This window comes from Micromonospora sp. MW-13 (assembly GCF_003434305.1).
Taxonomy (GTDB): domain Bacteria; phylum Actinomycetota; class Actinomycetes; order Mycobacteriales; family Micromonosporaceae; genus Micromonospora.
Genome location: NZ_QKKX01000032.1, coordinates 59,119 through 81,438 on the forward strand (window position 1 = coordinate 59,119; position 22,320 = coordinate 81,438).

Consider the following 22,320-nt stretch of genomic DNA (forward strand, 5'->3'; position numbering starts at 1 on the left):
ATCAACGAACCGGAGTCGGCGGAGGAGGGGCCGTGCAGAGCTTCACCCGTACGTTCGTCCGAAACCTCGTGATCTTCACCGTCTGCGGGCTGGCGGGGCCGGTCTTCCTCGTCGTGGGTGCCCTCGGCGTCAGCGACGTCGGCTGGGGCGAGCAAGGCGTCCCGCTGGCCTTCCTCCTCACCGGCCTGGTGCTCACCCTCGCGATCCCGGTCGGCGCCTTCCTGTTCACCCGGGCGCACTACCGGGTGATCAACGACCGCGACATGGTGTACGACGCGCACCGGCGCGACGACGACAGCTTCGCCATGTGGACCCCCACCGCCCGGATCCCGATCCAGGACGGCCGGTTGGCCACGGCCGAGGTCCGCGAGGCGACGCTCGTGTCGTACGGCCAGGACTGGGAGGCGACGTACCAGAGCTACGGCGGCGACCTCGACCCCGACGAGCCCAAGCCGCGCATCCGGCTCAGGCTGTGGGTTCACCCCGAGGGCGGCGAGCCGTTCGAGTCGACGGCCACGTGGCGGGTGCCGGCCCTGTGCCTGGCGGCCGTCACCGCGGGACGACTCGTCGCCGTCACCCACCCGGGCGTCCCCGCGGAGTTCGGCATCGACTGGCCGCGCAGCGCCCTGCTGTCGGGCGCCCGGGCCTGCAAGCTGGTCGGTCTCGACGGCCGGCGCGTCGACCTGACCGGGCACCCGGATCTCCTCCTGGAGCAGATGAGAACCGCGATGGCCACCGGCCGGATCGCCCTGGACGGCGACACGATCGACCTGCGACGCATCGACCCCGCCGCGGCGACGCGGCTCCAGAGCCTGGTCGAGCGGGCCGCAACCGGTCGACCGCAGCCCGAGCCGGTGCCGGACGGCAGGGCCAGGTGGGTGATCGACCGCCTGCCCGGAGCGGAGGGGGCGTTCGGCGGTGTCGACCGCCGGTGGGCGCGGCACGGCGGGCAGCTCGTCCGGGGCCGGTTCCTGGAGCTGCGGGGCACGGACACCTTCCAGTACGAGGGCCCGGTGCTGGAGACCGTCCTGCGGATCTTCCCGGCCGACGGCGGCACTCCGTTCGACGTCCGGAAGAAGCTGACGGTGCCGATCAACTACCTCGCGCTGCTGCACCGGACGAAGCAGCTCGTCGTGCAGGTCGGCGGGGACCGCCGGTCGTACGAGATCGACTGGGAACGCACCAACCTCGCCGCCGGGGTCAGCCCCGCCGTCGTGATCGGTCCCGACGGCCGGCAGTTCGACCTGACCGGCCGGTTCGACCCCCTGCTGGCGATCATGCGGCTGCTGGTGACCCACCGCGTGGGCGTCCCCGGCACCGTGCTGGACCTGCGCGACCGCCGTCCCTCCGGCGCGGCGGCGCAGGTCATGGACGTGATCCGACGCACCCCGCTGAGCCTTCGATCAGGCTGACCCGAGGCTCGCGCTGCGAGCGGAGGACTCGAACCTCCATCGCCCGTTCCAGAGACGGGTGTGCTGCCCATTGCACCAGCTCGCAAGGGTCCCGGCCGGCGCCGGAGAGGGCGCCGGCCGGGCCGTCTCAACCCTTGACGCAGACCACCTGCTTGAGGTGGGCGACCACCTCGACCAGGTCCTCCTGCTGCGCCATCACCTCCGTGATGTCCTTGTACGCGGCGGGGATCTCGTCGACCACCCCCGCGTCCTTGCGGCACTCCACCCCGGCGGTCTGCCGCGCCAGATCGGCCGTGCTGTACGTCCGCTTAGCCTGCCCGCGCGACATCCGCCGCCCGGCCCCGTGCGAGGCGGAGCAGTACGCGTCCGGGTTCCCCTTCCCGCGCACGATGTACGACCCGGTGCCCATCGAGCCGGGGATGATGCCGAGGTCCCCGGCGCCGGCCCGGATCGCGCCCTTGCGAGTGACCAGCACGTCCACCCCGCCGTACGTCTCCTCGGCGACGTAGTTGTGGTGGCACGAGATCGGCTCCTCGAAGCGGACCTGCGGGAACTCGTCGCGGACCACGTTGCACAGCAGGGCCAGCATCACCGCCCGGTTGCGGCGGGCGTACTCCTGCGCCCACCACAGGTCCCGCCGGTACGCCTCCATCTCCGGCGTGCCGGCGAGGAAGACCGCCAGGTCCCGGTCGGGCAGCTCGGCGTTGTGCGGCAGCCGCCGCGCGATGCCGATGTGCCGCTCCGCCAGTTCCTTGCCGATGTTGCGCGACCCGGAGTGCAGCATCAGCCAGACCCGGCCGGCGTCCGGGCCGTCCTGCTCCAGGCAGACCTCGATGAAGTGGTTGCCACCGCCGAGGGTGCCCATCTGCTGCCGGGCCCGGGTCTCAAGCTGGGCCACGCGCTTGTCGAGGGTGCCGAAGCGCACCCAGAAGTCGGTCCAGCCGCGCTGCTCCAGCCCGCGTACCCGGCGCGGGTCGACCGCGTCGTCGCGCCTGGCGAAGCCGACCGGGATGGTCGCCTCGATCGCGGACCGCAGCCCGGCGAGGTCGTCGGGCAGGTCGGCGGCGGTGAGCGAGGTCCGCACCGCCGACATGCCGCAGCCGATGTCCACGCCGACGGCCGCCGGGGAGACCGCCTGCCGCATCGCGATCACCGAGCCGACGGTGGCGCCCTTGCCGAAGTGGACGTCGGGCATCACGGCGACGCCCTCGACCCAGGGCAGCGCGCCGATGTTGCGCAGCTGCCGGGCGGCCTGCTCCTCGATGGCGTACGGGTCGGTCCAGACCCGGACGGGCGCGCGGGTGCCCGCAAGCGGGGTGAATGCCATCGTGTTCTCCTTGTTCGTTCTCGTCTTTCGCGGAGCGGCTGGCCGGATTCGAACCGGCGATCTTCACCGTGGCGGGGTGACGCGCTGCCGGGCTGCGCTACAACCGCGAGGCCGACCCACCGGTGGCGGGACGGACGTGGGCGATACGTTCTGGCCGGCGGGCGGGCACCGGGGACGAAAAAGCCGCCCGGTCCCGGATTCGGGATGGGCGGCTGCGCGTGTCGCGCTGGCGCTATCCGCGCCACCACCCGAGTTGTCGGCGCTGCAACCGGCCGAGGGTCTGCCCGCCGGTGAGCAGCGGGGCACCGCCGCGCGGCGTTGGCCGCGAGGACGTGGTGCGTTTGCGCTGCGACACGGCATGCTCCCTGGATCAGCTCGGGTTGACCTTGCTCGATGACCGTAGGCGAGGGCCCACGGTGGCCGCAATGGATATTCGGCCGCCCCGGGAGAGAGCGGGCGAACCGGCGAACGAACCCGGCTCCTCTTGAGCGGGCGCGGCCAGAAGAGCGCACTACTCCTGGCCGCAGGCGCCCATTCCGCCGGCCCTACCGACGGTGACATCTCAGCACAGCCGGGATGAGTACGTCCGACGTCGCGGAGGTGGCGGCCCTCGGCGCGGTCGGGGTGGCGGTCAGGCCAGGGCGCGGTCCTCGCCGACCGGCTCGGTCACGTGGTCGAGGAAGGGAAAGCGGGCACGCAGCTCGGCGAGCCCCACGCCGGCACGCCAGGCGTCGGCGATCCGCACGACCTGCTCCAGGTCGGTGGTGTCGCCGTCGGCCCGGGACCCGTCCGATCCGGCCATGTCGATCATGAAATAGCGGGCCTGGGACCCCAGCCCCACGCAGATCGTCCCCCGCTCGGAGGTCAGCTCGGCGCACGTGAACCGGCTCCGCCCCTGCTCGGGAGCCTTGATCCGGCCCACGTCCACCTGACACCGGGTGGCGGTCAGGGCCAGCGCGGACGCGAGCCCACCCAACTCGACCAGGTCGGGGTAGAGGCGCACACCCAGGGCCGCCGACACGTCGCTCATCACTGACTCCCACTTCCCTGTGACAGATCCAGCAGCGCGGACGTTACAGCCTGGTAAAGCTTTGATCTAGCCTCATGCACGCCCCAGGGCAAAAACACTCCTCCGTGGCCGGTCCCGATTGCGACGCCGCGGCGGACCGGGACGCCGCAGCGCCAGCCGCAGGACGCCGGCCCGCGCCGCGTAGCATCCACGCCCATGGCGCTGATCCGCTGCGACTTCCACTCCGAGGCGCTGGGCATGGGCACCTCGATGACCGTGCTCCTGCCCGACCCGGCCGGCTCCGGGATCGGCCTGGCCGGGCGCGCGCCGGCCGGTGACCCGCCCGTGCTTTACCTGCTGCACGGCCTCAGCGACGACGACACCGTCTGGACCCGGCGCACCGCCATCGAGCGGTACGTCGCGCCGCTCGGCCTGGCCGTGGTGATGCCGCAGGCCGGCCGCAGCTTCTACACCGACGGGGAGCACGGCAACCGGTACTGGACCTTCCTCAGCGCCGAGCTGCCCGAGCTCTGCCGGTCGTTCTTCCGGCTCTCCGAGCGGCGCGAGGACACCTTCGTCGCCGGCCTGTCGATGGGCGGGTACGGCGCGGTCAAGTGGGCGCTGCGCGCCCCGGGCCGGTTCGCGGCGGCAGCGAGTCTCTCCGGGGCGCTGGACTTCGCGCAGCGGCGCGACCACCCGACCAGCCCGGTGGACCCGGCCGTGTGGCACCCCATCTTCGGCGACCGGCACGTCCCGGGCAGCGACGACGACACGATCGCGCTGCTGGAGCGCGCCGGGGACGACCTGCCGGCGCTGTACGTGGCCTGCGGCACCGAGGACTTCCTGTTCGACGACAACACCCGGTTCGTCGAGACGGCGCGGCGGCGCGGCGTGCCGCTGACCGTGGACTTCTCCCCCGGCGCCCACGACTGGGCGTACTGGGACGCGAAGATCCGCGACGTGCTGGCCTGGCTGCCGCTGCGCCCGCCCAGCGGGGCGTGACGACCGGGTCCCGCAGACGCTGCCGGGAGACGGCCCCGGCGGGGCCGGCGTCGTCCAGGAGTTCCGGGTAGCCCCTCGACCGGGCGCGGCGGGGGGTCACACGCCGACCGAGCCGTCGACGGCCTCGCGCAGGAGGTCGGCGTGGCCGTTGTGCCGGGCGTACTCGTGCATCATGTGCAGCATCACCAGGCGCAGCGACACGTCCTCGCCCCAGCGGGGGTTGTGGGCGACGACGGCCAGCGACTCGGCCTCCCGCTCGATGCGCCGGGCGTGTTCGACCTCCCGCCGCCACGCCTCGAACGCCTCGGCCCCGCTGGCGGTGCGGGCGTCGTAGGCCTCCTGGTAGTCGCCGGTCGCCGACCAGACCAGCGGCATGTCCTCGCCGCCGATCACCCGGCGGAACCAGGTGCGCTCCACCTCGGCCATGTGCCGGAGCAGGCCGAGCAGGCTCAGCGTGGACGGCGGGCATGCCTGCCGGCGCAGTTCCCCGTCGGTGAGACCCTCGCACTTCATGGCCAAGGTGGCGCGGTGGAAGTCCAGGAACGCGCGCAGCATCTCGCGCTCGTCGGCGATCAGGGGTGGGCCGATCCGCTCGGTGGTCATGTCCGGGTCCTCTCGGGTCGCCGACGGCCCGGTCCCCGGGCCGGCGGAGCGGAGGCCGCCGAGGGGCGATGCTCGCCGGGCGAGCCTAGCGCCGGGGCCGCCGGGCGGTCGGGCAGGACCCGCCGGGTCAGCGGGACGGGCAGGCCACGGGAAAATCGAAGTACGTCTCGGGGTACGGCTCGTCGTCGTACCGGTAGTGCCACCACTCACGCGGATAGTTGGTGAACCCGCCGTCGGCCATCAGCCGCTTCAGCAGTTCGCGGTTGTCCCGGGCGGCTCCGGTGACCCGACCGTCGGCGGTGTGGGCGCGCGGGTCGAAGCAGTCGAAGCCGGTGCCCATGTCGACGCCGTTGTCCGGGAAGCGGTCGTCCTTCGGTGCGGTGCAGGCGACCAGGGGCTCGCCGGGGACGTAGGGGCGTTGGCCGGGCGGCGGGTCGACGACCAGGGTCAGGTCGACGGTGCTGCCCCGGCTGTGCGCGGTGGGCGCGCCGAGGTAGCCCTCGGCGAACAGCCGCGACTTCGCCACCCCGGGGTAGAACTCGGCCTTCGCCTGCTCCTCGCCGGGACGCTTCGCCCAGGCCACGAAGTCGTCCACGGCGCGTTGCGGGCGGTAGCAGTCGTACACCTTGAGGCGGTGACCCGTGGCGCGGGCGGCCTGCTGCACCCGGCGCAGCGCCTCGGCGGCGGGCCGGGTGAGCAGGCACAGGGGCTCCCGGTAGCCGGCGATCGGCCGGCCGACGAAATTGTGCGCGGTGGCGTACCGGATGTCGGAACCGATGGTCGAGTCGATGTCGGACAGGACCACGAACCCGGCCGGCGGGGGCGGGGCGGGCGCGGGCCGCTCCGGCGCGGAACAACCCGCCAACAGCAGCGCGCCCCCGGCACCCACCCGCCCTGCGGCGGTGATCAAGAGGTTTACGTCAGGTCTGACGCAGAATCCTGACGTAAACCTCTTGATCGACCCGCGAGGGGAGCCCTGCGCCGCCATTTGTCCGTTCTAGCAGCATCAGGCACGGTTCATGGCGGACCGGTGGATTACGCTCCGGGGTGGGGTTGGCCGGGTGTCACAGCCGGCGGGCCGCCCGGCAGATCTCCACCGGCAGCGCGGGCGCGCCGTCGACCGGGGCCGGGTCCTCGGCCGTGGGGGCGATCCCGCCGGCGGCGATCCGGTCCAGGGTGGCCAGGCCGGCGGCGTCCACCTCGCCGAAGACGGTGTAGTTGGGGCGCAGCGCCGAGTTGGCGTACACCAGGAAGAACTGGCTGCCGTTGGTGTCCGGGCCGGCGTTGGCCATGGCCAGCACGCCCCGGGCGTACACCTTGCGCACGCCCGTCGGGTCCGTCGGCGCGGGCGGCAGGTCGGTGGGCAGCTCGTCGGCGTACCGGTAGCCCGGCCCGCCCGCCCCGGTGCCCGACGGGTCGCCGCACTGGAGCACGCTGAGCGTCGGGTACGCGGTGAGCCGGTGGCACGACGTACGGTCGTAGAAACGGTGCCGGACCAGGTGCAGGAAGCTCTGCACGGTGCAGGGCGCCTGCTCGCGGTCCAGGGTCAGGCCGATCGGGCCCTGGTTCGTCCGCAGCGTGACCCGTACGGTGCCGTGACCCGGCGTCCGGCGGGGGTCGGGTGGCAGCGGGACGGGCCGGGCGGCCGGCTCGTCCGGCGTCTCGGTGTACGCGCACGGGCCGGGGGTCGTCCTCGGCGGCGCGGCAGCGGCCGGGACAGCGGCGGCCGGGGCGGCCGGAGCGGCCACGGCGGCCACGCCGCTGCCGCCGACCAGGGCGGTGGCGAGCAGCGCGACACCGGTGAGGCGGGACAGCGTACGCGTTCTGGGGGGATGGGCCGGGAACAGTGGGACCGGCTGCCGACGGGATGACCTCGACACGGGGCGTCCTCCTGGGCTGGCGACTCCAGAAAGATCGCAGTCTATGGATCCGGCGGTCCTCCTGTCGACGGCGACACGCGCCCACCCGACGCGGCCGACCGCGGGGACGTGCCGGCGAGCCAGACGCCGGCCACGATGGCGGCCACCGCCAGCGCCAGCACGACGATCCGCGGACCGCCCAGGGTGACGGCCTCCCGGAACGCGGTCACCCCGAGCACGACGCTCACCACCGGGTCGGCGAGGGTGAGCGCGGTCAACGGAGCGGCGATCCGGCCGCTCTGGTAGGCGCTCTGGTTGATGATCAGACCCGCCAGCGCGACCAGGGCCGCGGCGGGCAGCAGCGGATCGACGAGGAGGGCGCCGAGGTCCCCGTGGAAGCCGGCGGCCAGCGCCTTGACGAGGGCGGCGGCGACGCCGTACAGGATGCCTGCGGCGAGGCCGAGCAGCGCGCCCCGGGTCGCCCCGGCCACCACCGCCGACAGCGCCAGCGCGACCGCGACGACCCCGCCCGTCCCGAGGGCCACCGCCCACCAGGCGTGCGCCGTCGGCGCCGGGACGCCCGCGCGGGGCTCGGCGGCGGCCAGGAGCACCGCCAGGCCCAGCAGCCCCGCCGTCGCGCCGAGCAGGTCCCGCCGTCCCACCCGCCGCCGGCTCCAGCCGGCCTCGACGAGGATCGCCAGGAACAGGCCGCTGGCCATCAGCGGCTGGACGAGCGTCAGCGGCCCGAACCGCAGGGCGAGCGCCTGGAGCCCCGCCCCGGCGACGTCGGGCGCCCAGCCGAGCCGCCACAGGCGGGTCCGCAGCAGCCTCAGCAGCAGCCGGGGGTCCAGCGCGGCATGCCGCCGCTGGCGTTTCGCCGCGCGCTGGTGCATCACCGTGGACACCGCGAAGCAGGACGCGGCGGCCAGGGCGCAGGCCACGGCCAGGATCGTCACACCGGGTCCCAGTGCTCGCCGAGCGGGCCCACGACCCACCCCCGGCGGCGGCACTCCGCCAGCAGCCGGGGCAGGGCGGCGAGGCTCGCCCGCCAGGCGCCGGGGGCGGTGGCGCTGTCCGCGTCGTGCAGCAGGACGGTGCCGCCGCCGGCCAGCCCGGCGGTGACGGTGCCGAAGACCGAGTCGGCGCTCGCCGTCGCCGTCCAGTCCCGGCCCCAGCAGGTCCACAGCACCGGCGCCAGCCCCAGCCGCGCGCTCGCCACCAGCGCCGGCCCGGTCAGCACCCCGTACGGTGGGCGGAAGAAGCGTGGGGGACGGCCGCTGGTGGCCTCGACGAGCGCGCGGGCCCGGGCCAGGTCCCGGTAGGTGGCCAGCGGGCCCCGGCGCAGCAGGGCGCGGTGGGTCCAGCCGTGGACGGCCACCTCGTGTCCCCCGGCGGCGATCTCCCCGGCCAGCCGGGGCGACCGGGCGAGCATCGTGCCCAGCAGGAAGAAGGTGGCCCGCACCCGGTGCTCCGCGAGCACGTCGAGGAACCGGGGGGTGGACTCGGGGTCGGGCCCGTCGTCGAAGGTCAGGGCGATCCGCCGTGGCTCGCCCGCCCCGGCGAGCCGGGGGAACAGCCGGCGACGCACCGCCGGCACCGCGGTGACCGACGGGGCGAGCTGGGCGGTGGCGAGCGCGACGGTGGCCGCGCCGACCAGCGCGGTGGACCGCCTTCGCGGCGGCCGTCCGGCGGGGGCGATCACCGCCGGCCCGTCCAGCGGATCGACGGCAGGACCGTGGCCAGCACCGCGACCGCCTCACCCACCGCGTCCAGCACCGACCTGCGGCGGTACGCCTCAGACGCGGCGACGGCCGACGGCCGGGCAGCCACCTCGGCTACCAGCCCGGCGGGGTCGGCACAGCGGGTCATCCCCCCGTCGGCGGACTCCAGGCCGGACGTGGACAGCACCCGGCGCAGGTGGTCGGCGGACGGTGCCAGCCGGGTCAGGCCGACTTCGGCCAGGATCGCGGCATTTGCCCGGCCATGACCCGGTATGGGGCGATAGGTGACCACGGGCAGTCCGCAGCTCAGCGCCTCCTGGCAGGTCAGCCCGCCCGCGTTCTCCACCACCACGTCGACGGCCCGCATCAGCGTGGGCATGTCGTCGACCCAGCCGAGGGCGTGCTGCGTGAACCGCCGCAGCCGCTGGCGCAGGGTTTCGTTGCGCCCGCAGACGACCACGGTACGCACGCCCTCGACGGCACCGACGTCCGCGACCGTCGCCTCGATGTCGCCCACCCCCCACGCCCCGGCGACGACGAGCGCCAACCGGCCCCGCTCCGGCAGGCCGAAACGCCGTCGCGCCTCGCTGCGGCTCGTCCCCGTGGCCGCCTGGAAGGCGATCGACACCAGCGGCTGGACCGTCCGGACGTCGAGGTCGGGGCCGGCCGTGCGGGGGCGGGCGTGCCGCAGGGCGCAGTAGACGTCGACGCCCGGCGCGACCCAGGTGGGGTGGATGACGAAGTCGGTGACGTAGGTGACCAGCGGGACGGCCAGCCCGCCGCTGCGACGCAGCGGCCCGAAGAGCTGGTTCGCGAACGGGTACGTGGTGACGACCGCCCGGGTGCGTGGCGGGACCGCACGCCGGGCCCGGCCGCGCAGCGGCGTGAGCGCCCCCCGCAGCACGGCGACCACCAGCCGGGACCGGCCGGTGACGGCGAACAGCGCATCGTAGCCCCACGGAGCCCAGCGCAGGACGCCCCGGTACGCCTCCCGGCACATCCACCGCACCGGGCGCGGCAGCAGGTCGAGGAAGTTCACCCGGTCCACGACGAAACCCTGGTCGGCGAGCCGGCGCGTCAGTTCAGCGGCGGCCGTGTCGTGGCCGGCGCCGACATCGGCCGACACCACGACGATCCGCCCCCGGTGCTCCGCGGTCACCGCCCGCGCTTACCCGCCCGACGCGGGTTGACTCCCCCGGGCCGGGCCGGGCGGACACCGGCCGGCGCCCGGGCCGCCTACTGGTGGTGTCGGCGGCGGGGACTCAGGCGCGGTGGCGTCGGCGACGCAGGAGCGCCGTGGTGAGCAGCGCGGCCACGACGACGGCAGCGGCGGCAGCCCCCACGACCACCGGCCACGACGCGGTCAGGCCGGGGCGGGCGACCCGGTCGGCGGCCACCGCCCGGGGCTCGGGCGTGGCCGCCGGGCCGACCGCCTCGGACGCCGACGGCGAGCCGTTCGCGGCCGTCTCCCCCGGGGAGACGAGGCGGCCCACCGAGGCGTCCCGGGGCAGCGAGAAGCCCCAGTCCAGCAGCGTGGCGCCCTGTTCCCAGCCGCGCATCGGGCTGGGCTCGGCCCCGACCAGGGTGACCACCAGCCGGCGTCCGCCGCGCTGCGCCGCCCCGACGTAGGTGTGCCGGGCGTAGTCGGTGAAGCCGGTCTTGCCGCCCAGCGCTCCGGGATAGCGGTAGATGAGCTGGTTCTCGTTCTGGATCTGGAAGCCCTTCTCCCGTAGCGCCGGCTGGGCGGGGATCCGGGTGCTCTCGGTCAGCGCGTACCGGCGGAAGGTGGGGTCGGCGAAGCAGACCCGGGCGATCAGCGCCAGGTCGTACACGCTGGTGAACTGGCCGGGGCCGTCCAGGCCGGAGGGGGTGACGGCGTGGGTCTGCAGGGCGCCGAGGCGCGCCGCCTCGGCGTTCATCGCCCGGACCCCGCCGGCCGCCCCGTCCGCGCCGCCGACGAGCCGGGCCAGCACGTTGGCCGCCTCGTTGCCGGACTGGAGCAGCAGCCCGAGGAAGACCGTCTCGACGGTGTAGCGACCGCCCTCCAGCAGGCCCACGGCGGAGCTGCCCGGGGCGATGTCGAGGTCGGCGTGGGTGACCGTCACCACCTGCTTCGGGTCCAGCCTCGGCAGCGCAGTCGCGGTCAGCAGCAGCTTCTGCACGCTGGCCGGGGTGGCGTACTCGTGCGGACCGCAGCCGCCGAGCACCGTGCCGGTGTCCAGGTCGGCGACCAGCCAGGAGGTCGCGGTGACCGCCGGCGGGGCGGGCACGCCGGCCGGCACGACGAGGCCCGGGGTGGCCAGCGCGACGCCGCCCACCGCCTGCTGCCCCGGCACCGACGGCGGGGGCGTCGGCTTCGCCGAGCGCGGCACCTTCGGCGCCACCGCCCTCGGGCAGGGCACGGTCGCGGCGGCCCGGCCGGCTGGGACGGCGCGGGCCGGGACGGCCGTCCCGACGCCGGCGATCAGGACAGCGGCAGCGGCGGCCAGCACCGGGGCTCTCATGCCAGCACCATAACGGGCAGGATCCGGCGGCGTCGGGAGGCGCGGTCGTCCGGCGGACCGCGCCACCCGCCCTGCACCCGGCAGGGCGGCGACGATCGGGAACGGGTAGCCGCCCCGTCGCAGCGCGACCGCCCGCAGCCGCCGTCCCGCTCGCCGCTCCGCCACGACGTCCGCCGCACTACTTGCGTGCCGTTTGAGACTTCCCGGCGCTTCCACCGCCGGTGACACGGGAAACGTCGCGGAAAGCCTCAACGGGTACGTCAATGAGACAATTGAATCGGCCAGGCCCCCAAGCAGCAACCGGGCAGGGTTCCCCCTGCCCACGATCGCCCGAAGGGTTCGCATGCAGCAGGCAACTCGGACCGTCGCCGACAACCACGACATGATCGAGGTACGTGGTGCCCGGGAGAACAACCTCGCGTCCGTCTCCGTGGACATCCCCAAGCGCCGCCTCACCGTCTTCACCGGCGTCTCCGGCTCCGGCAAGTCCTCGCTCGTCTTCGGCACCATCGCCGCCGAGTCGCAGCGGATGATCAACGAGACCTACAGCGCCTTCCTCCAGTCGTTCATGCCCAGCCTGGCCCGGCCGGACGTCGACTCGCTGCGCAACCTCAGCGCCGCGATCATCGTCGACCAGGAGCGGATGGGGGCGAACTCGCGCTCCACGGTGGGCACCGCCACCGACGCGTACGCCATGCTGCGCATCGTGTTCAGCCGGCTCGGGCAGCCGCACGTCGGGGCGGCCGGCGCGTTCAGCTTCAACCTCCCCGAGGGGATGTGCCCCACCTGCGAGGGGCTGGGCCGGGTCTCCGACCTCGACGTGCGCGAACTCGTCGACGTCGAGCGGTCGCTCAACGACGGGGCGATCACGGTGCCGAACTTCGCGGTCGACTCCTGGTACTGGCAGTCCTTCGTCGCCTCGGGCCTGTTCGACCCCGACGTCAAGCTCCAGGACTACACGCCCCGGCAGTGGCAGGACTTCCTCCACAAGCCGGCCACCAAGATGAAGGTCGGCGGCGGCAACCTCACGTACGAGGGCCTGGTCGTCAAGGTCCGCCGGCTGTACCTGAGCAAGGACAAGGAGCCGGCCCAGCCGCACATCAGGGCGTTCGTCGAGCGGGCCGTCACGTTCACGACCTGCGCCGACTGCGACGGCGCCCGACTCAACCGGGCCGCCCTGTCCTCCCGGATCGCCGGCCGCAACATCGCCGAGTGCTCCGCGATGCAGATCAGCGACCTGGCCGGGTTCGTCCGGGGCGTCACCGACCCGTCCGTGGCGCCGCTGGTGGCCAACCTGCGCGACCTGCTGGACTCGCTCGTCGAGATCGGCCTGGGCTACCTCAGCCTGGACCGGGAGGCGGGCACCCTGTCCGGGGGCGAGGCGCAGCGGGTGAAGATGGTCCGGCACCTCGGCTCCAGCCTCACCGACGTCACGTACGTCTTCGACGAGCCGACCGTCGGGCTGCACCCGCACGACATCGCCCGGATGAACGGCCTGCTGCTGCGGCTGCGCGACAAGGGCAACACCGTGCTCGTGGTGGAGCACAAGCCGGAGACCATCGCGATCGCCGACCACGTGGTCGACCTCGGCCCGGGAGCCGGCCCGGACGGCGGCCGGGTCTGCTACCACGGAGACGTCGCCGGGCTGCGTCGCTGCGACACCCTGACCGGCCGACACCTGGACCACCGGGCCAGCCTGCGCGAGCAGGTCCGCCCGCCCACCGGGCAGTTGCCGATCCGCGGCGCCGACCTGCACAACCTGCGCGACGTCGACGTCGACGTGCCGCTCGGGGTGCTCACGGTGGTGACCGGCGTCGCCGGCTCCGGCAAGAGCTCGCTGATCCACGGCTCGCTCCCCCGCCGCGTCGGGGTGGTGGTGGTCGACCAGTCGGCGATCCGCGGCTCCCGGCGCAGCAACCCGGCCACGTACACCGGTCTGCTCGACCCGGTCCGGGCCGCCTTCGCGAAGGCCAACGGGGTCAAGCCGGCGCTGTTCAGCGCCAACTCCGAGGGCGCCTGCCCGGCCTGCAAGGGCATCGGGGTGATCTACACGGACCTGGCCATGACGGCCGGGGTCGCCTCGACGTGCGAGCAGTGCGAGGGTCGCCGGTTCACCCCGAAGGTGCTCACGTACACCCTACGGGGGAAGAACATCAGCGAGGTCCTCGCCATGTCGGTGACCGAGGCCCGGGACTTCTTCCCCGGCGGGCCGGCCCGGTCGGTGCTGGACCGCCTCGCCGACGTGGGTTTGAGCTACCTCAGCCTCGGCCAGCCGCTGACCACCCTCTCCGGGGGCGAGCGGCAGCGGCTCAAGCTCGCCATCCACATGGGCGAGAAGGCGCACACCTACGTGCTGGACGAGCCGACCACCGGCCTGCACCTGGCCGACGTCGACAACCTGTTGGCCCTGCTGGACCGCCTGGTGGACGCCGGCAACACGGTGGTGGTGATCGAGCACCACCAGGCGGTGATGGCGCACGCCGACTGGATCATCGACCTCGGTCCGGGCGCCGGCCACGACGGCGGCCGGGTCGTCTTCACCGGCACCCCGGCCGACCTGGTGGCGCACGGCGACACCCTGACCGCCACCCACCTGCGGGAGTACGTCGCCCACTGAGGACCGGGCCGGGTCCAGCACGCCCACGGTGGACCCGGCCCGTCCTCGACCTACCCGCGAGCGCACCGGCCGTCGCCGGGTCCTGCCAAGCCCGGTGCTCGCACCACCCGGAACCTATCGGCGGCCGGCGCGTGCCACCGTTCCGATCCGGTTGACGGCCGCGCCGAGGGCCTGCCGCGCCGCGTCGAGTTCCTGTATCGCCGGAAGGAGAAGTTGACCGTTCTTCTCGTCCGCGGCGCGTGCACAGTCCTGGGCACTCTGCTCAAGCTGGGTGATGAACGTCCGCCAGTAGGACTGGGCCTCCGGGTCGGGGATGCGGAAGTAGGCGCGGGCGTCCCGCGCGACCCCGTCGAGGTCCAGGCAGTGGGAGCGCACGACGGAGCTGTCGAGCTTGGGCTTCCCGGAAGCGTCGGGCGTGGGCGCCGCCAGATATTCCGCGAAGCCTTTCGACTCGGTCAGGAACCGCTCCAGGAGGTCGCGCCCGCCGTACTGCATCCAGGCGGACACCTGTCTCATCCTGACCTCGGCGGACGCCACCTGTTGGTCGGCGGCGCCCATCCGTTGCGGGGCACTGGCGTCGAATCCCGTCGAACGCTTGGGTGCGGGGTGCGTGACCTCCAGCGCGATGGCTGCCAGCGTTGCGGCGCACAGCACGCCCACACCGACGCGGCGGATGACCAGTCCGCCCCGTCGGGTAACCCGCGACGGTACGTCCGCCGTACGTCGCGCCGTCGAGCGTCGCGCCGCGCGGACTGCCGATACCCCCGCCGTCGCCACCACCGAGGCGATCACGGCGAGTACGGGGCCGGCCTTCAGCACGAACGGGATCTCCTGCCACAGCGCGCCGGCGGGGTGCCGGTCACAGGTCGCCCGGATCGTGCCGAGCAGCCCGAGGCATCCGTCCAGGGAGGCGAGGACCAGCACTCCGGCGGTACCCACCACGATCGCGGTCTGGGCGGCGATGAGCGCCAAGATCAGCCGAAAGCGGCTCGCCGACACGCTCGCGACGACGGCGGCGACCATGGCCGCCGCCACGAGGGCCACGAGCACCCAGGCGAGGTAGGTCCAGACGTGGAGGACGCCGCGCTGCCCGGGCAGCGGTTGCCAGGCGTGCAGGTAGGCCAGCACGGCCACGACGGCGACCCAGCATGCCGCCGCCCCGGTCAGCAGGCCCGGCAGCAGCGCCCGCCGCAGCGGCGGCAGAGCACCCCCGGCCGCCTGCGCGTCGTCGACGGCACCGGCCGGGGCGCCGGCCGGGCGGACCGTCCAGGCCAACAGCGGTACGACCCACAGGGCGGCGAGCGCCAACAGTTCGAGAGGGCGGGTGGGCAGGGTGTACAGCAGCGATCCCACCATGGCGAGCACGGACAGGGCGGCGCTGTGTTCCGCGATGTCGCCGGGCGCCCGCCCCTGCTCCAGCAGTTGGCGCAGTCCCGCGCTGTCGAACGGCCACCCGTACGCGAAGAGCACGCCGTTGAGCCGCCACCACCCGAACCACGACGACAGCAGCAGACCCGCGGCCGTCAGGGTCAGGACCATGACCAGGCGGTTCGTCCGCCCCTGCCACACCCCGGCCCACAGCTGGGCGCACTGCGCGGTCCACCACGCGAACACCACTCCCACGAGCACGACCAGCAGCAGGACCTCCGGCCGGGTGGGCAGCCACTGGAGAAGCGCGAGGTCACTTATGACCACGTTGCTCGTCGCCATCCCGGCGCCCAGCCACAGCCCTGCCCGCACCCCGGAGGGCACGGCCCGCGCGGTCAGCACGGCATGGGTGACCGCCCGCCACAACACGATGCCCACCGAGCCGGTGACCAGGACCGCCGCGACGAGCGTCATCGCCTGCAGCGCCCAATCCTCGGTAAGGTCACGCGCTCCCAGGATGTCGGCGGCCTGGAAGGTGAACAGCGAGGTGGCGACCCCGGTCAGGAACATCGGCAGTGCCCGTACGCCGAACAGCGCCGCGGGATCCGCCAGAGCGTCCCGACGCAGATCCCAGCGCGGATGGGTCCGCCACAGTTCGACGAAGCGGCCGACGATCCGCCTCAGCCTGCCCCCGACCCGATCCGGTGCCGTGACCGCCCACGCTCGGGGCGCAGCACCCCAGCGCACGGCGGCGAGGTCGGCGTAGACCTCACGGCTGCGCAACACGTCCGACCGGGCCAGGTGGACCAGTCCGACCAGGACGACGGTGAGCAGGAACCCTCGGACGAACATGGGCAGCTCACCGACGAGGAACGGCGATCGCAGGGCGTTGACGAACATGGTTGTGTAGATCGCCAGGTAGGGCAGGAGCACCATGCCGACGAACACCCGCCACAGGGCGACGGTGAGGTAGGTGATCGTGACGTCGCCGTTGCGGATGTGGGCCAGCTCGTGCAGGAGCACCGCCCGGAAGCTGTCGGGGTCGGTGGTCCTGCGGGCGAGCAGGCCACCGTGCAGGCACATCGTCGGCCGGCGGTTGCGGCCGAAGACCACCGCGCCGGTCGAGGCCGCCCCCGGATCCACGACGACCCGCGGCACACGTGCCAGGCCCGCCGCCGCCGCCAGGTCCGCCAACGCGCGCAGGACCTCACCGTCCTGGTCGACCGCGGCCAGCGGGACGACCCGACCGCGCCGTGCCTTCCAGGCCGGCAGGCCGAGGAACAGTACGCCGGCGGCGACCAGCAGCCCGGCCGGCCAGGCAAGGCTCCACCAGCCCGGCACCGACTCGTAGCGGGCCACGCAGGCATCGAAGGCGTCCCCCTGGTCGAGGACGGCGGCGATGGCCGTCAGATCGCTGCTCCGGCTGGGATCCACGCCTGCGGCAAGTGAGCAGCCGTTACCGGACGAGTCACTGAACGTCCAGAGCGTGCTGTCCATCATCGATGAGCTGGCCACCACCAGCAGGGCGATCAGCAACACGAAGCGCAGGGTCGTGCCTGCGGCCACCACCCGCTCCGCGGCCCGCGCATGGGGAGTTTCGGTCACGCTGCCGTCCCCCCGTGCCCGCCACCGTCCGGGCCCGTCGCATCCCGGCAGGGCTCCTCCGGCGCGATCGTCGATGGTGGATTTCTCACGGCGGCACCTCCACACACCACGGTCCGACATGTATACCGGTTGAGCCAGGCATTGACTGTCGGCAATCCGCACAGCCCGGAGCCCGAACGGGCGCGCGAGCCCTCACCAGCGCCGGGACGCACCCCTCGGCGCGGCGGCGGTCAGCGCGGCACCCGTCGCACCCAGCGCCGCTGCCAGGGCGTCTCCACCGCCTGCGGGTGGTAGTGCTCGCGCACCCACGACACCGCCCGATCGGCCGGCAGCCCGTCGAGCACGGCGAGCGCCGCCAGCGCCGTGCCCGTCCGGCCGATCCCGCCCCGGCAGGCCACCTCCACCCGCTCCCCCGCGTACGACCGACGCAACGCCTCCCGCAGCGCGTCCAGCGCGTCGGCCCGGTCGAGCGGCACCAGGAAGTCGGGCCAGCGGATCCGCCGGTGCGCCCACGCCGGAGCCGGGCCCGGCGCGAGCAACAGCGCGAAGTCGGCGGGCGAGGCCGGATCACCGATCCGGCGTCCGCGCACCGCCGATCCGCCCGGCAGTACGACCACCCCGGCGCTGCCGGCCCATCCCGTCACCTCGTCCATGACCCCCATTCTCCAACCGGCCGGAAGGGTCCCCGGCCAGACGGGACGAAGGGGAGCAGACCGGACTGGCCGGGCGGGACCGGGCAAGATGACCGGCTCGGTGGCGCCGACAACGGGGTTTCCAGGGCGCCGGCCACCGCCATGTCGCCCACCCACAGTTGATCGAGGCAGAGCGACGCGCGCGGGCACGGCGACGGCTCCGACGGGCGGGGACCACCGAACGACCCCGACCAGGCGTTACCCTGACACCATGCAGGGCGTAACGTCCCCCACCTCGACCGGCGTGGCCTCCCCCACCTCGACCGGCGTGGCCTTCCTGGCCCGCCCGGGCCGCCCGGCCGTCGTCACCCCCACCCTGGCCGAGCTGACCGGCCCCACCCGGGGGGTCGTCGAGCTGCCCGTACACCTGATGTGGAACGCCAACCGCAGCTTCGACCTCGGCGATCCGGACGACCTGCTCTGGATGTACGAGAACGTGTTGCGCGAGACCACCCACGCGGGCGAGCTGCGGGAGCTGGTCAACGGTCACCTGCTGCGCCAGGTCTGGCCGATGCTCAACCTTCCGCGTGGGGTCCGCGCGGCGTGGGAGCACCGCCACCGGGTCCTACGGGGCGACGGGGCCCTGCGGGCGGCGTGAGCGACGCCGCCCCGCTCGACGAGTTCTACCGCGAGGTCGCCCGGGTGGCGCTGTCGGCCGCCGGCCGGCACCGGTTCGTCCTCGGCGGCGGCGTCGCGTGGGCCGCGCACGGGCTGGTCTCCCGCCCCACCGAGGACGTGGACCTGTTCGCCGACGTGGAGGGGGCCGCCGCCGCGGCGGCGGCCGGGGTGCGTACGGCGTTGGAGCACGCGGGCTTCGTGGTGGCCGACGCCGATCCGGACAGCGACCTCGCGGAGCTGTTCGCCGGGTTCGACCGGGACATGAAGGACTTCGTGGTGAGCCGGGGACCACGGCAGATCCGGCTGAGCCTGGGCCGGCTCGACCGGTACCGCAGCCCGGTGGTGATGGACCTCGGGCCGGTGATGGACGTGCGGGACCTGGTGGCGAACAAGACGGCGGCGCTGGTCAACCGGCGGGAGGTCCGAGACTTCATCGACGTGGCCGCAGCCGTCGAGCACTATCCGGTGGCGGAGCTGCTCGCCCTGGCCCGGCAGCTCGATTCCGCGCTGGACCCGGTGGACGTCCGGGCCGCGGGCCGCTACCTGGACCGCCTGCCGGACCGGCGGTTCGCCCGGTACGGGCTGGACGCGACGCAGGTGGCCCGGCTGCGGGCCCGGCTGGCCGGCTGGCCCCGCTGAGGTCCGGCACCGCCGCACACCGGCCGGCGGCCGACCCGCCGGGCGGGGCCCGGGGTCGGGACCCCGGCGGTGGCCGGCGTGTTACGCCCAGGTGGCCCGTGCCGCTGGCCGGGTGAAACATCTCGGGCCGCTGTGGCAGGAGTGACGCGGCCTCGTTATGGTGCGCAACGGCGCCTACGAGGCGCGCCCACCCCCATGGAAAGGCACCTAATGACCTCCTCCTCCGGCGCGTCGCGCCGCCAGGTGCTGGCCGTCGCCGCCGCCGCCGCGACCGCACCCCTGATCGCGGGCACGCCCGCGCGGGCGGCCGGGTCGAAGGGCCCGAAGACCTGGGACCTGACGATCCTGGGCACCTCGGACACCCACGGCAACGTCTACAACTGGGACTACTACCAGGACGCCGAGTACGACGACAGCAAGCACAACGACGTCGGCGTCGCGAAGCTGGCCACCCTGGTCAACCAGATCCGGGCCGAGCGCAGGGGCAAGGCGACCCTGGTCCTCGACTCCGGCGACACCATCCAGGGCACGCCGCTGGCCACGTACTACGCGAAGCAGGAGCCGATCACCACCACCGGTGAGACGCACCCGATGGCCAACGCGATGAACATCCTGAGGTACGACGCGGTGACGCTCGGCAACCACGAGTTCAACTACGGCCTGCCCCTGCTGGCCAAGTGGATCGAGCAGCTCGGGTTCCCGGCCCTCGCCGCGAACGCGGTCAACGAGGCGACCGGCAAGCCGGCGTACCTGCCGTACGTGATCAAGGAGGTCCGGCTCGGCGGGCCCGGCGCGCCGAAGCTGAAGGTCGGCATCCTCGGCCTGACCAACCCGGGCGTGGCGATCTGGGACAAGTCCAACGTCGAGGGCAAGCTGGTCTTCGCCGACATGGTGCAGACGGCCGCCAAGTGGGTGCCGGTCATGCGGGCGCGCGGCGCCGACGTCGTCATCGTCTCCGCGCACGGCGGCGACAGCGGCACCTCCAGCTACGGCCCGGAGCTGCCGAACGAGAACCCGTGCACGATGATCGCCGAGCAGGTCCCCGGCATCGACGCGATCCTCTTCGGCCACGCGCACAACGAGGTCGTCGAGAAGTTCGTGACGAACACGAGGACCGGCGCTCAGGTGCTGCTCTCCGAGCCGTCCAAGTGGGGTCAGCGGCTGACCCGGATGGACTTCACCCTCACCCGGGAGCGGGGCTGCTGGAAGGTGGCCAGCAAGCACGCCACCATGCTGAACACCAACACGGTGGTCGAGGACCCGGCGGTACTCGCGGCCGTGCGCGGCCAGCACACCAAGACCGTCACGTACGTCAACACGGTGGTCGCCCAGTCGACCGTGGAGCTGTCGGCGGCCAGGTCGCGGTACCAGGACACCCCGATCCTGGACTTCATCAACCACGTCCAGACCGAGGTCGTCACGGACGCGCTGGCCGGCACCGCGTACGCGGGGCTGCCGGTGCTGTCGATCGCGGCGCCGTTCAGCCGCACCGCCGTCTTCCCCGCCGGTGACGTGCGCATCCGCGACGTGGCCGGGCTGTACGTCTTCGACAACACCCTGGAGGCGGTGGTCCTCACCGGCGCCGAGGTGCGGGCCTACCTGGAGTACTCGGCGAAGTACTTCACCACCCTCGCAGTCGGCGCGCCGGTCGACCCGGCGACGATCAGCGACCCGGCCGTCCCGGACTACAACTACGACGTCTTCTCGGGGCTGGACTACGACATCGACATCAGCAGGCCGGTCGGCCAGCGGATCACCCGCCTGGTCCTGCCCGGCGCCGGCACCCCGGTCGCCGACGACGCGCGGTTCGTGGTCGCGGTGAACAACTACCGGCGCAGCGGCGGCGGCAACTTCCCCGGGATCGTGAAGACCCAGGTCTACAACGCGCAGCAGGAGATCCGCCAGCTCCTGATCGACTGGGCGCAGTCCCGGGGCACCATCGACCCGGCCGAGTTCTACGTGCCGAACTGGAAGCTGGTGCGCGAGGGCGTGCCGGTCTTCTGATCCTGGTCCCGCGACGGGCCGTGGGGGGTGACCACCCGCGGCCCGTCGCGGCATCCGGGCCGCCGGATCAGCCGGTGCCGGGACCGAGACGCAGGATCACCCCGCAACTCGCGCCGGCCGGCCCGGGCGAACACAGATCACCGGGTCAGGACGGCCGCCGGGCGGACCTGGCGGGCCGGCGGCAGCCGGTCCAGCAGCGCCAGCGCCGCCCGCACCGGCGCCCGGTTCAGCGTCTCGTCGAAGCTCGCCCGCCCCTGACAGAACCGGACGAACATCCGCCACCCGGCCGGGGTGGCCAGCAGCGCGTGGAAGACGTCCGGCCGGCGGGCGAACACGTCCAGCAGCCGGTGACCGGCCCGCATCGACGGCACCAGGTCCCGGTCGACGGCACGCGGATAGCCGTCCAACTCGCCTTCGACGACCGCCGCGCCGGCCAGCGCGCCGGAGCGCAGCGCGTAGCTGATCCCCTCCCGGCTCCACGGCTCCAGCAGGCCGGCCGCGTCCCCGGCCACCAGCACCCGGCCGCGGCGCAGCGGCGAGTCGTCGGCGCGGCACCGGGTCAGGTGCCCGGAGTCGTGCTCCGGGGTCGCCCCGGACAGGCCCAGCCGGTCGACGAAGTCACGCAGGTACTCCCGGGTCCGCTCCCCCTCGCCCCGGCCGGCGATCACCCCGACGGTAAGCCGGTCGCCCTTCGGGAACACCCACGCGTACGAGCCGGGGATCGCCCCCCAGTCCAGCAGCAGCCGGCCGCGCCACCGGCGCTGCTCCTCCTCGGGCACCGGAAGCTCCAGTTCCAGCCCCAGGTCCACCTGCCGGTACCGGACGCCGACGTGCCGCGCGGTCACCCCGGAGGAACCGTCCGCGCCGATCACCGTACGGGCCCGCACGGTGTCGCCGTCGGCGAGCCGCAGGCGTACCTCGTCGGGGCCCTGCTCCAGGGCGCGGACGGCGACCCGCTCGCGCACCTCGGCCCCGGCGGCGACCGCCGCGGCGCGCAGCCGGTCGTCGAACTCGTCGCGGCGCACCATCGCCACCAGGGGCCCGCCGACGTGCCGGCGGGTGAACTCGCGTCGCCCGTCCCGGGTGAACGTCACCCGGTCCACGCGGTCGTGCGCCGGCACGTCGATCCGGTCACCAACCGCCGCGAGGGAGGTGCCGATCAGGCCACCCCCACAGGTCTTGTACCGGGGGTGTGCGGCCCGCTCGACGACCAGGGTGCGCAGCCCGGCGCGCGCCGCGACGTGGGCGGCGGAGAGCCCGGCGGGGCCGCCACCGACGACAGCGAGGTCCCAGATGATCACGGATGCAGCCTAGGGCACGGCCCGGCGGAAAGCCGGGCG

At 73.9% G+C, this 22,320-nt stretch carries 18 protein-coding genes, 2 tRNA genes and 1 pseudogene; 6 read left to right on the forward strand and 15 right to left on the reverse strand.

From position 1 onward, the window contains the following. Positions 1 to 32: 32 nt before the first annotated feature. The gene (locus C5N14_RS17255) at positions 33 to 1,412 is read left to right on the forward strand and encodes a hypothetical protein (RefSeq protein ID WP_117669126.1); all 1,380 of its coding nucleotides are present in this window, start codon (positions 33 to 35) and stop codon (positions 1,410 to 1,412) included. A 13-nt stretch (positions 1,413 to 1,425) separates the two neighbouring features. Here the strand turns inward: C5N14_RS17255 and C5N14_RS17260 are convergent. The 5 genes from C5N14_RS17260 to C5N14_RS17275 form a co-directional block, all read right to left on the reverse strand. Then, positions 1,426 to 1,497 (reverse strand) — tRNA-Gln (locus C5N14_RS17260). A 42-nt stretch (positions 1,498 to 1,539) separates the two neighbouring features. Then, positions 1,540 to 2,739, reverse strand: a complete 1,200-nt coding sequence (locus C5N14_RS17265) for an RtcB family protein (RefSeq protein WP_117669127.1) — start codon at positions 2,737 to 2,739, stop codon at positions 1,540 to 1,542. A gap of 33 nt (positions 2,740 to 2,772) precedes the next feature. Next, positions 2,773 to 2,846 (reverse strand) — tRNA-Gly (locus tag C5N14_RS17270). Positions 2,847 to 2,971: 125 nt separating this feature from the next. Continuing rightward, entirely contained in the window at positions 2,972 to 3,094 is a 123-nt protein-coding gene (locus C5N14_RS33785; RefSeq protein ID WP_256371527.1) for a hypothetical protein, read from the reverse strand. 276 nt (positions 3,095 to 3,370) lie between these two features. Continuing rightward, a complete protein-coding gene (locus tag C5N14_RS17275) occupies positions 3,371 to 3,769 on the reverse strand; it encodes a hypothetical protein (protein WP_117669128.1) in 399 nt (132 codons plus the stop codon). 195 nt (positions 3,770 to 3,964) lie between these two features. Between C5N14_RS17275 and C5N14_RS17280 the strand changes: the two genes are divergently transcribed. Next, on the forward strand, positions 3,965 to 4,750 hold the full coding sequence (locus C5N14_RS17280) for an alpha/beta hydrolase family protein (protein WP_117669129.1): 786 nt from the start codon (positions 3,965 to 3,967) through the stop codon (positions 4,748 to 4,750). Between the two features lie 96 nt (positions 4,751 to 4,846). On the opposite strand, the gene C5N14_RS17285 is transcribed toward C5N14_RS17280, so the two are convergent. The 7 genes and pseudogenes from C5N14_RS17285 to C5N14_RS17315 form a co-directional block, all read right to left on the reverse strand. After that, on the reverse strand, positions 4,847 to 5,353 hold the full coding sequence (locus tag C5N14_RS17285) for a DinB family protein (RefSeq protein ID WP_117669130.1): 507 nt from the start codon (positions 5,351 to 5,353) through the stop codon (positions 4,847 to 4,849). Positions 5,354 to 5,480: 127 nt separating this feature from the next. After that, positions 5,481 to 6,263 carry a M15 family metallopeptidase gene (locus tag C5N14_RS17290; RefSeq protein WP_243639698.1) on the reverse strand — a complete coding sequence of 261 codons (783 nt, stop codon included), beginning with the start codon at positions 6,261 to 6,263 and terminating at the stop codon, positions 5,481 to 5,483. A gap of 154 nt (positions 6,264 to 6,417) precedes the next feature. Then, the gene (locus C5N14_RS17295) at positions 6,418 to 7,200 is read right to left on the reverse strand and encodes a peptidylprolyl isomerase (RefSeq protein ID WP_243639705.1); all 783 of its coding nucleotides are present in this window, start codon (positions 7,198 to 7,200) and stop codon (positions 6,418 to 6,420) included. 74 nt (positions 7,201 to 7,274) lie between these two features. Next, a complete protein-coding gene (locus tag C5N14_RS17300; protein WP_117669132.1) occupies positions 7,275 to 8,168 on the reverse strand; it encodes a DMT family transporter in 894 nt (297 codons plus the stop codon). Further along, positions 8,165 to 8,914 (reverse strand): polysaccharide deacetylase family protein, encoded by a 750-nt coding sequence (locus C5N14_RS17305; RefSeq protein WP_371685860.1) that lies wholly within the window; start codon positions 8,912 to 8,914, stop codon positions 8,165 to 8,167. Before C5N14_RS17305 ends, C5N14_RS17300 begins: the two co-directional genes overlap by 4 nt. 125 nt (positions 8,915 to 9,039) lie before the next feature. Next, positions 9,040 to 10,150: pseudogene (locus tag C5N14_RS17310) on the reverse strand (glycosyltransferase); the annotation flags it as partial. A gap of 45 nt (positions 10,151 to 10,195) precedes the next feature. After that, positions 10,196 to 11,437: a D-alanyl-D-alanine carboxypeptidase family protein gene (locus C5N14_RS17315; protein ID WP_117669134.1), complete on the reverse strand. Its 1,242-nt coding sequence runs from the start codon at positions 11,435 to 11,437 to the stop codon at positions 10,196 to 10,198. 343 nt (positions 11,438 to 11,780) lie between these two features. On the opposite strand from C5N14_RS17315, the gene C5N14_RS17320 reads away from it, so the two are divergent. After that, positions 11,781 to 14,054, forward strand: coding sequence for an excinuclease ABC subunit UvrA (locus C5N14_RS17320; protein ID WP_117669135.1), 2,274 nt, complete (start codon positions 11,781 to 11,783; stop codon positions 14,052 to 14,054). Between the two features lie 114 nt (positions 14,055 to 14,168). Here C5N14_RS17320 and C5N14_RS17325 read toward each other — a convergent pair whose 3' ends face one another. Then, positions 14,169 to 17,027 (reverse strand): M56 family metallopeptidase, encoded by a 2,859-nt coding sequence (locus C5N14_RS17325; protein ID WP_165878142.1) that lies wholly within the window; start codon positions 17,025 to 17,027, stop codon positions 14,169 to 14,171. 230 nt (positions 17,028 to 17,257) lie between these two features. Further along, positions 17,258 to 17,680 (reverse strand): protein-tyrosine phosphatase family protein, encoded by a 423-nt coding sequence (locus C5N14_RS17330; RefSeq protein WP_117669164.1) that lies wholly within the window; start codon positions 17,678 to 17,680, stop codon positions 17,258 to 17,260. A gap of 250 nt (positions 17,681 to 17,930) precedes the next feature. Between C5N14_RS17330 and C5N14_RS17335 the strand changes: the two genes are divergently transcribed. From C5N14_RS17335 to C5N14_RS17345, 3 genes are all read left to right on the forward strand, one after another. Beyond that, positions 17,931 to 18,317 carry a hypothetical protein gene (locus C5N14_RS17335; protein WP_243639700.1) on the forward strand — a complete coding sequence of 129 codons (387 nt, stop codon included), beginning with the start codon at positions 17,931 to 17,933 and terminating at the stop codon, positions 18,315 to 18,317. Beyond that, the gene (locus C5N14_RS17340) at positions 18,314 to 18,976 is read left to right on the forward strand and encodes a nucleotidyl transferase AbiEii/AbiGii toxin family protein (RefSeq protein WP_117669137.1); all 663 of its coding nucleotides are present in this window, start codon (positions 18,314 to 18,316) and stop codon (positions 18,974 to 18,976) included. Before C5N14_RS17335 ends, C5N14_RS17340 begins: the two co-directional genes overlap by 4 nt. A 210-nt stretch (positions 18,977 to 19,186) precedes the next feature. Next, a complete protein-coding gene (locus tag C5N14_RS17345) occupies positions 19,187 to 20,980 on the forward strand; it encodes a bifunctional UDP-sugar hydrolase/5'-nucleotidase (RefSeq protein ID WP_117669138.1) in 1,794 nt (597 codons plus the stop codon). A gap of 137 nt (positions 20,981 to 21,117) precedes the next feature. Here the strand turns inward: C5N14_RS17345 and C5N14_RS17350 are convergent, their stop codons facing one another. Then, positions 21,118 to 22,281 carry a geranylgeranyl reductase family protein gene (locus C5N14_RS17350; RefSeq protein ID WP_117669139.1) on the reverse strand — a complete coding sequence of 388 codons (1,164 nt, stop codon included), beginning with the start codon at positions 22,279 to 22,281 and terminating at the stop codon, positions 21,118 to 21,120. Positions 22,282 to 22,320: the final 39 nt, after the last annotated feature.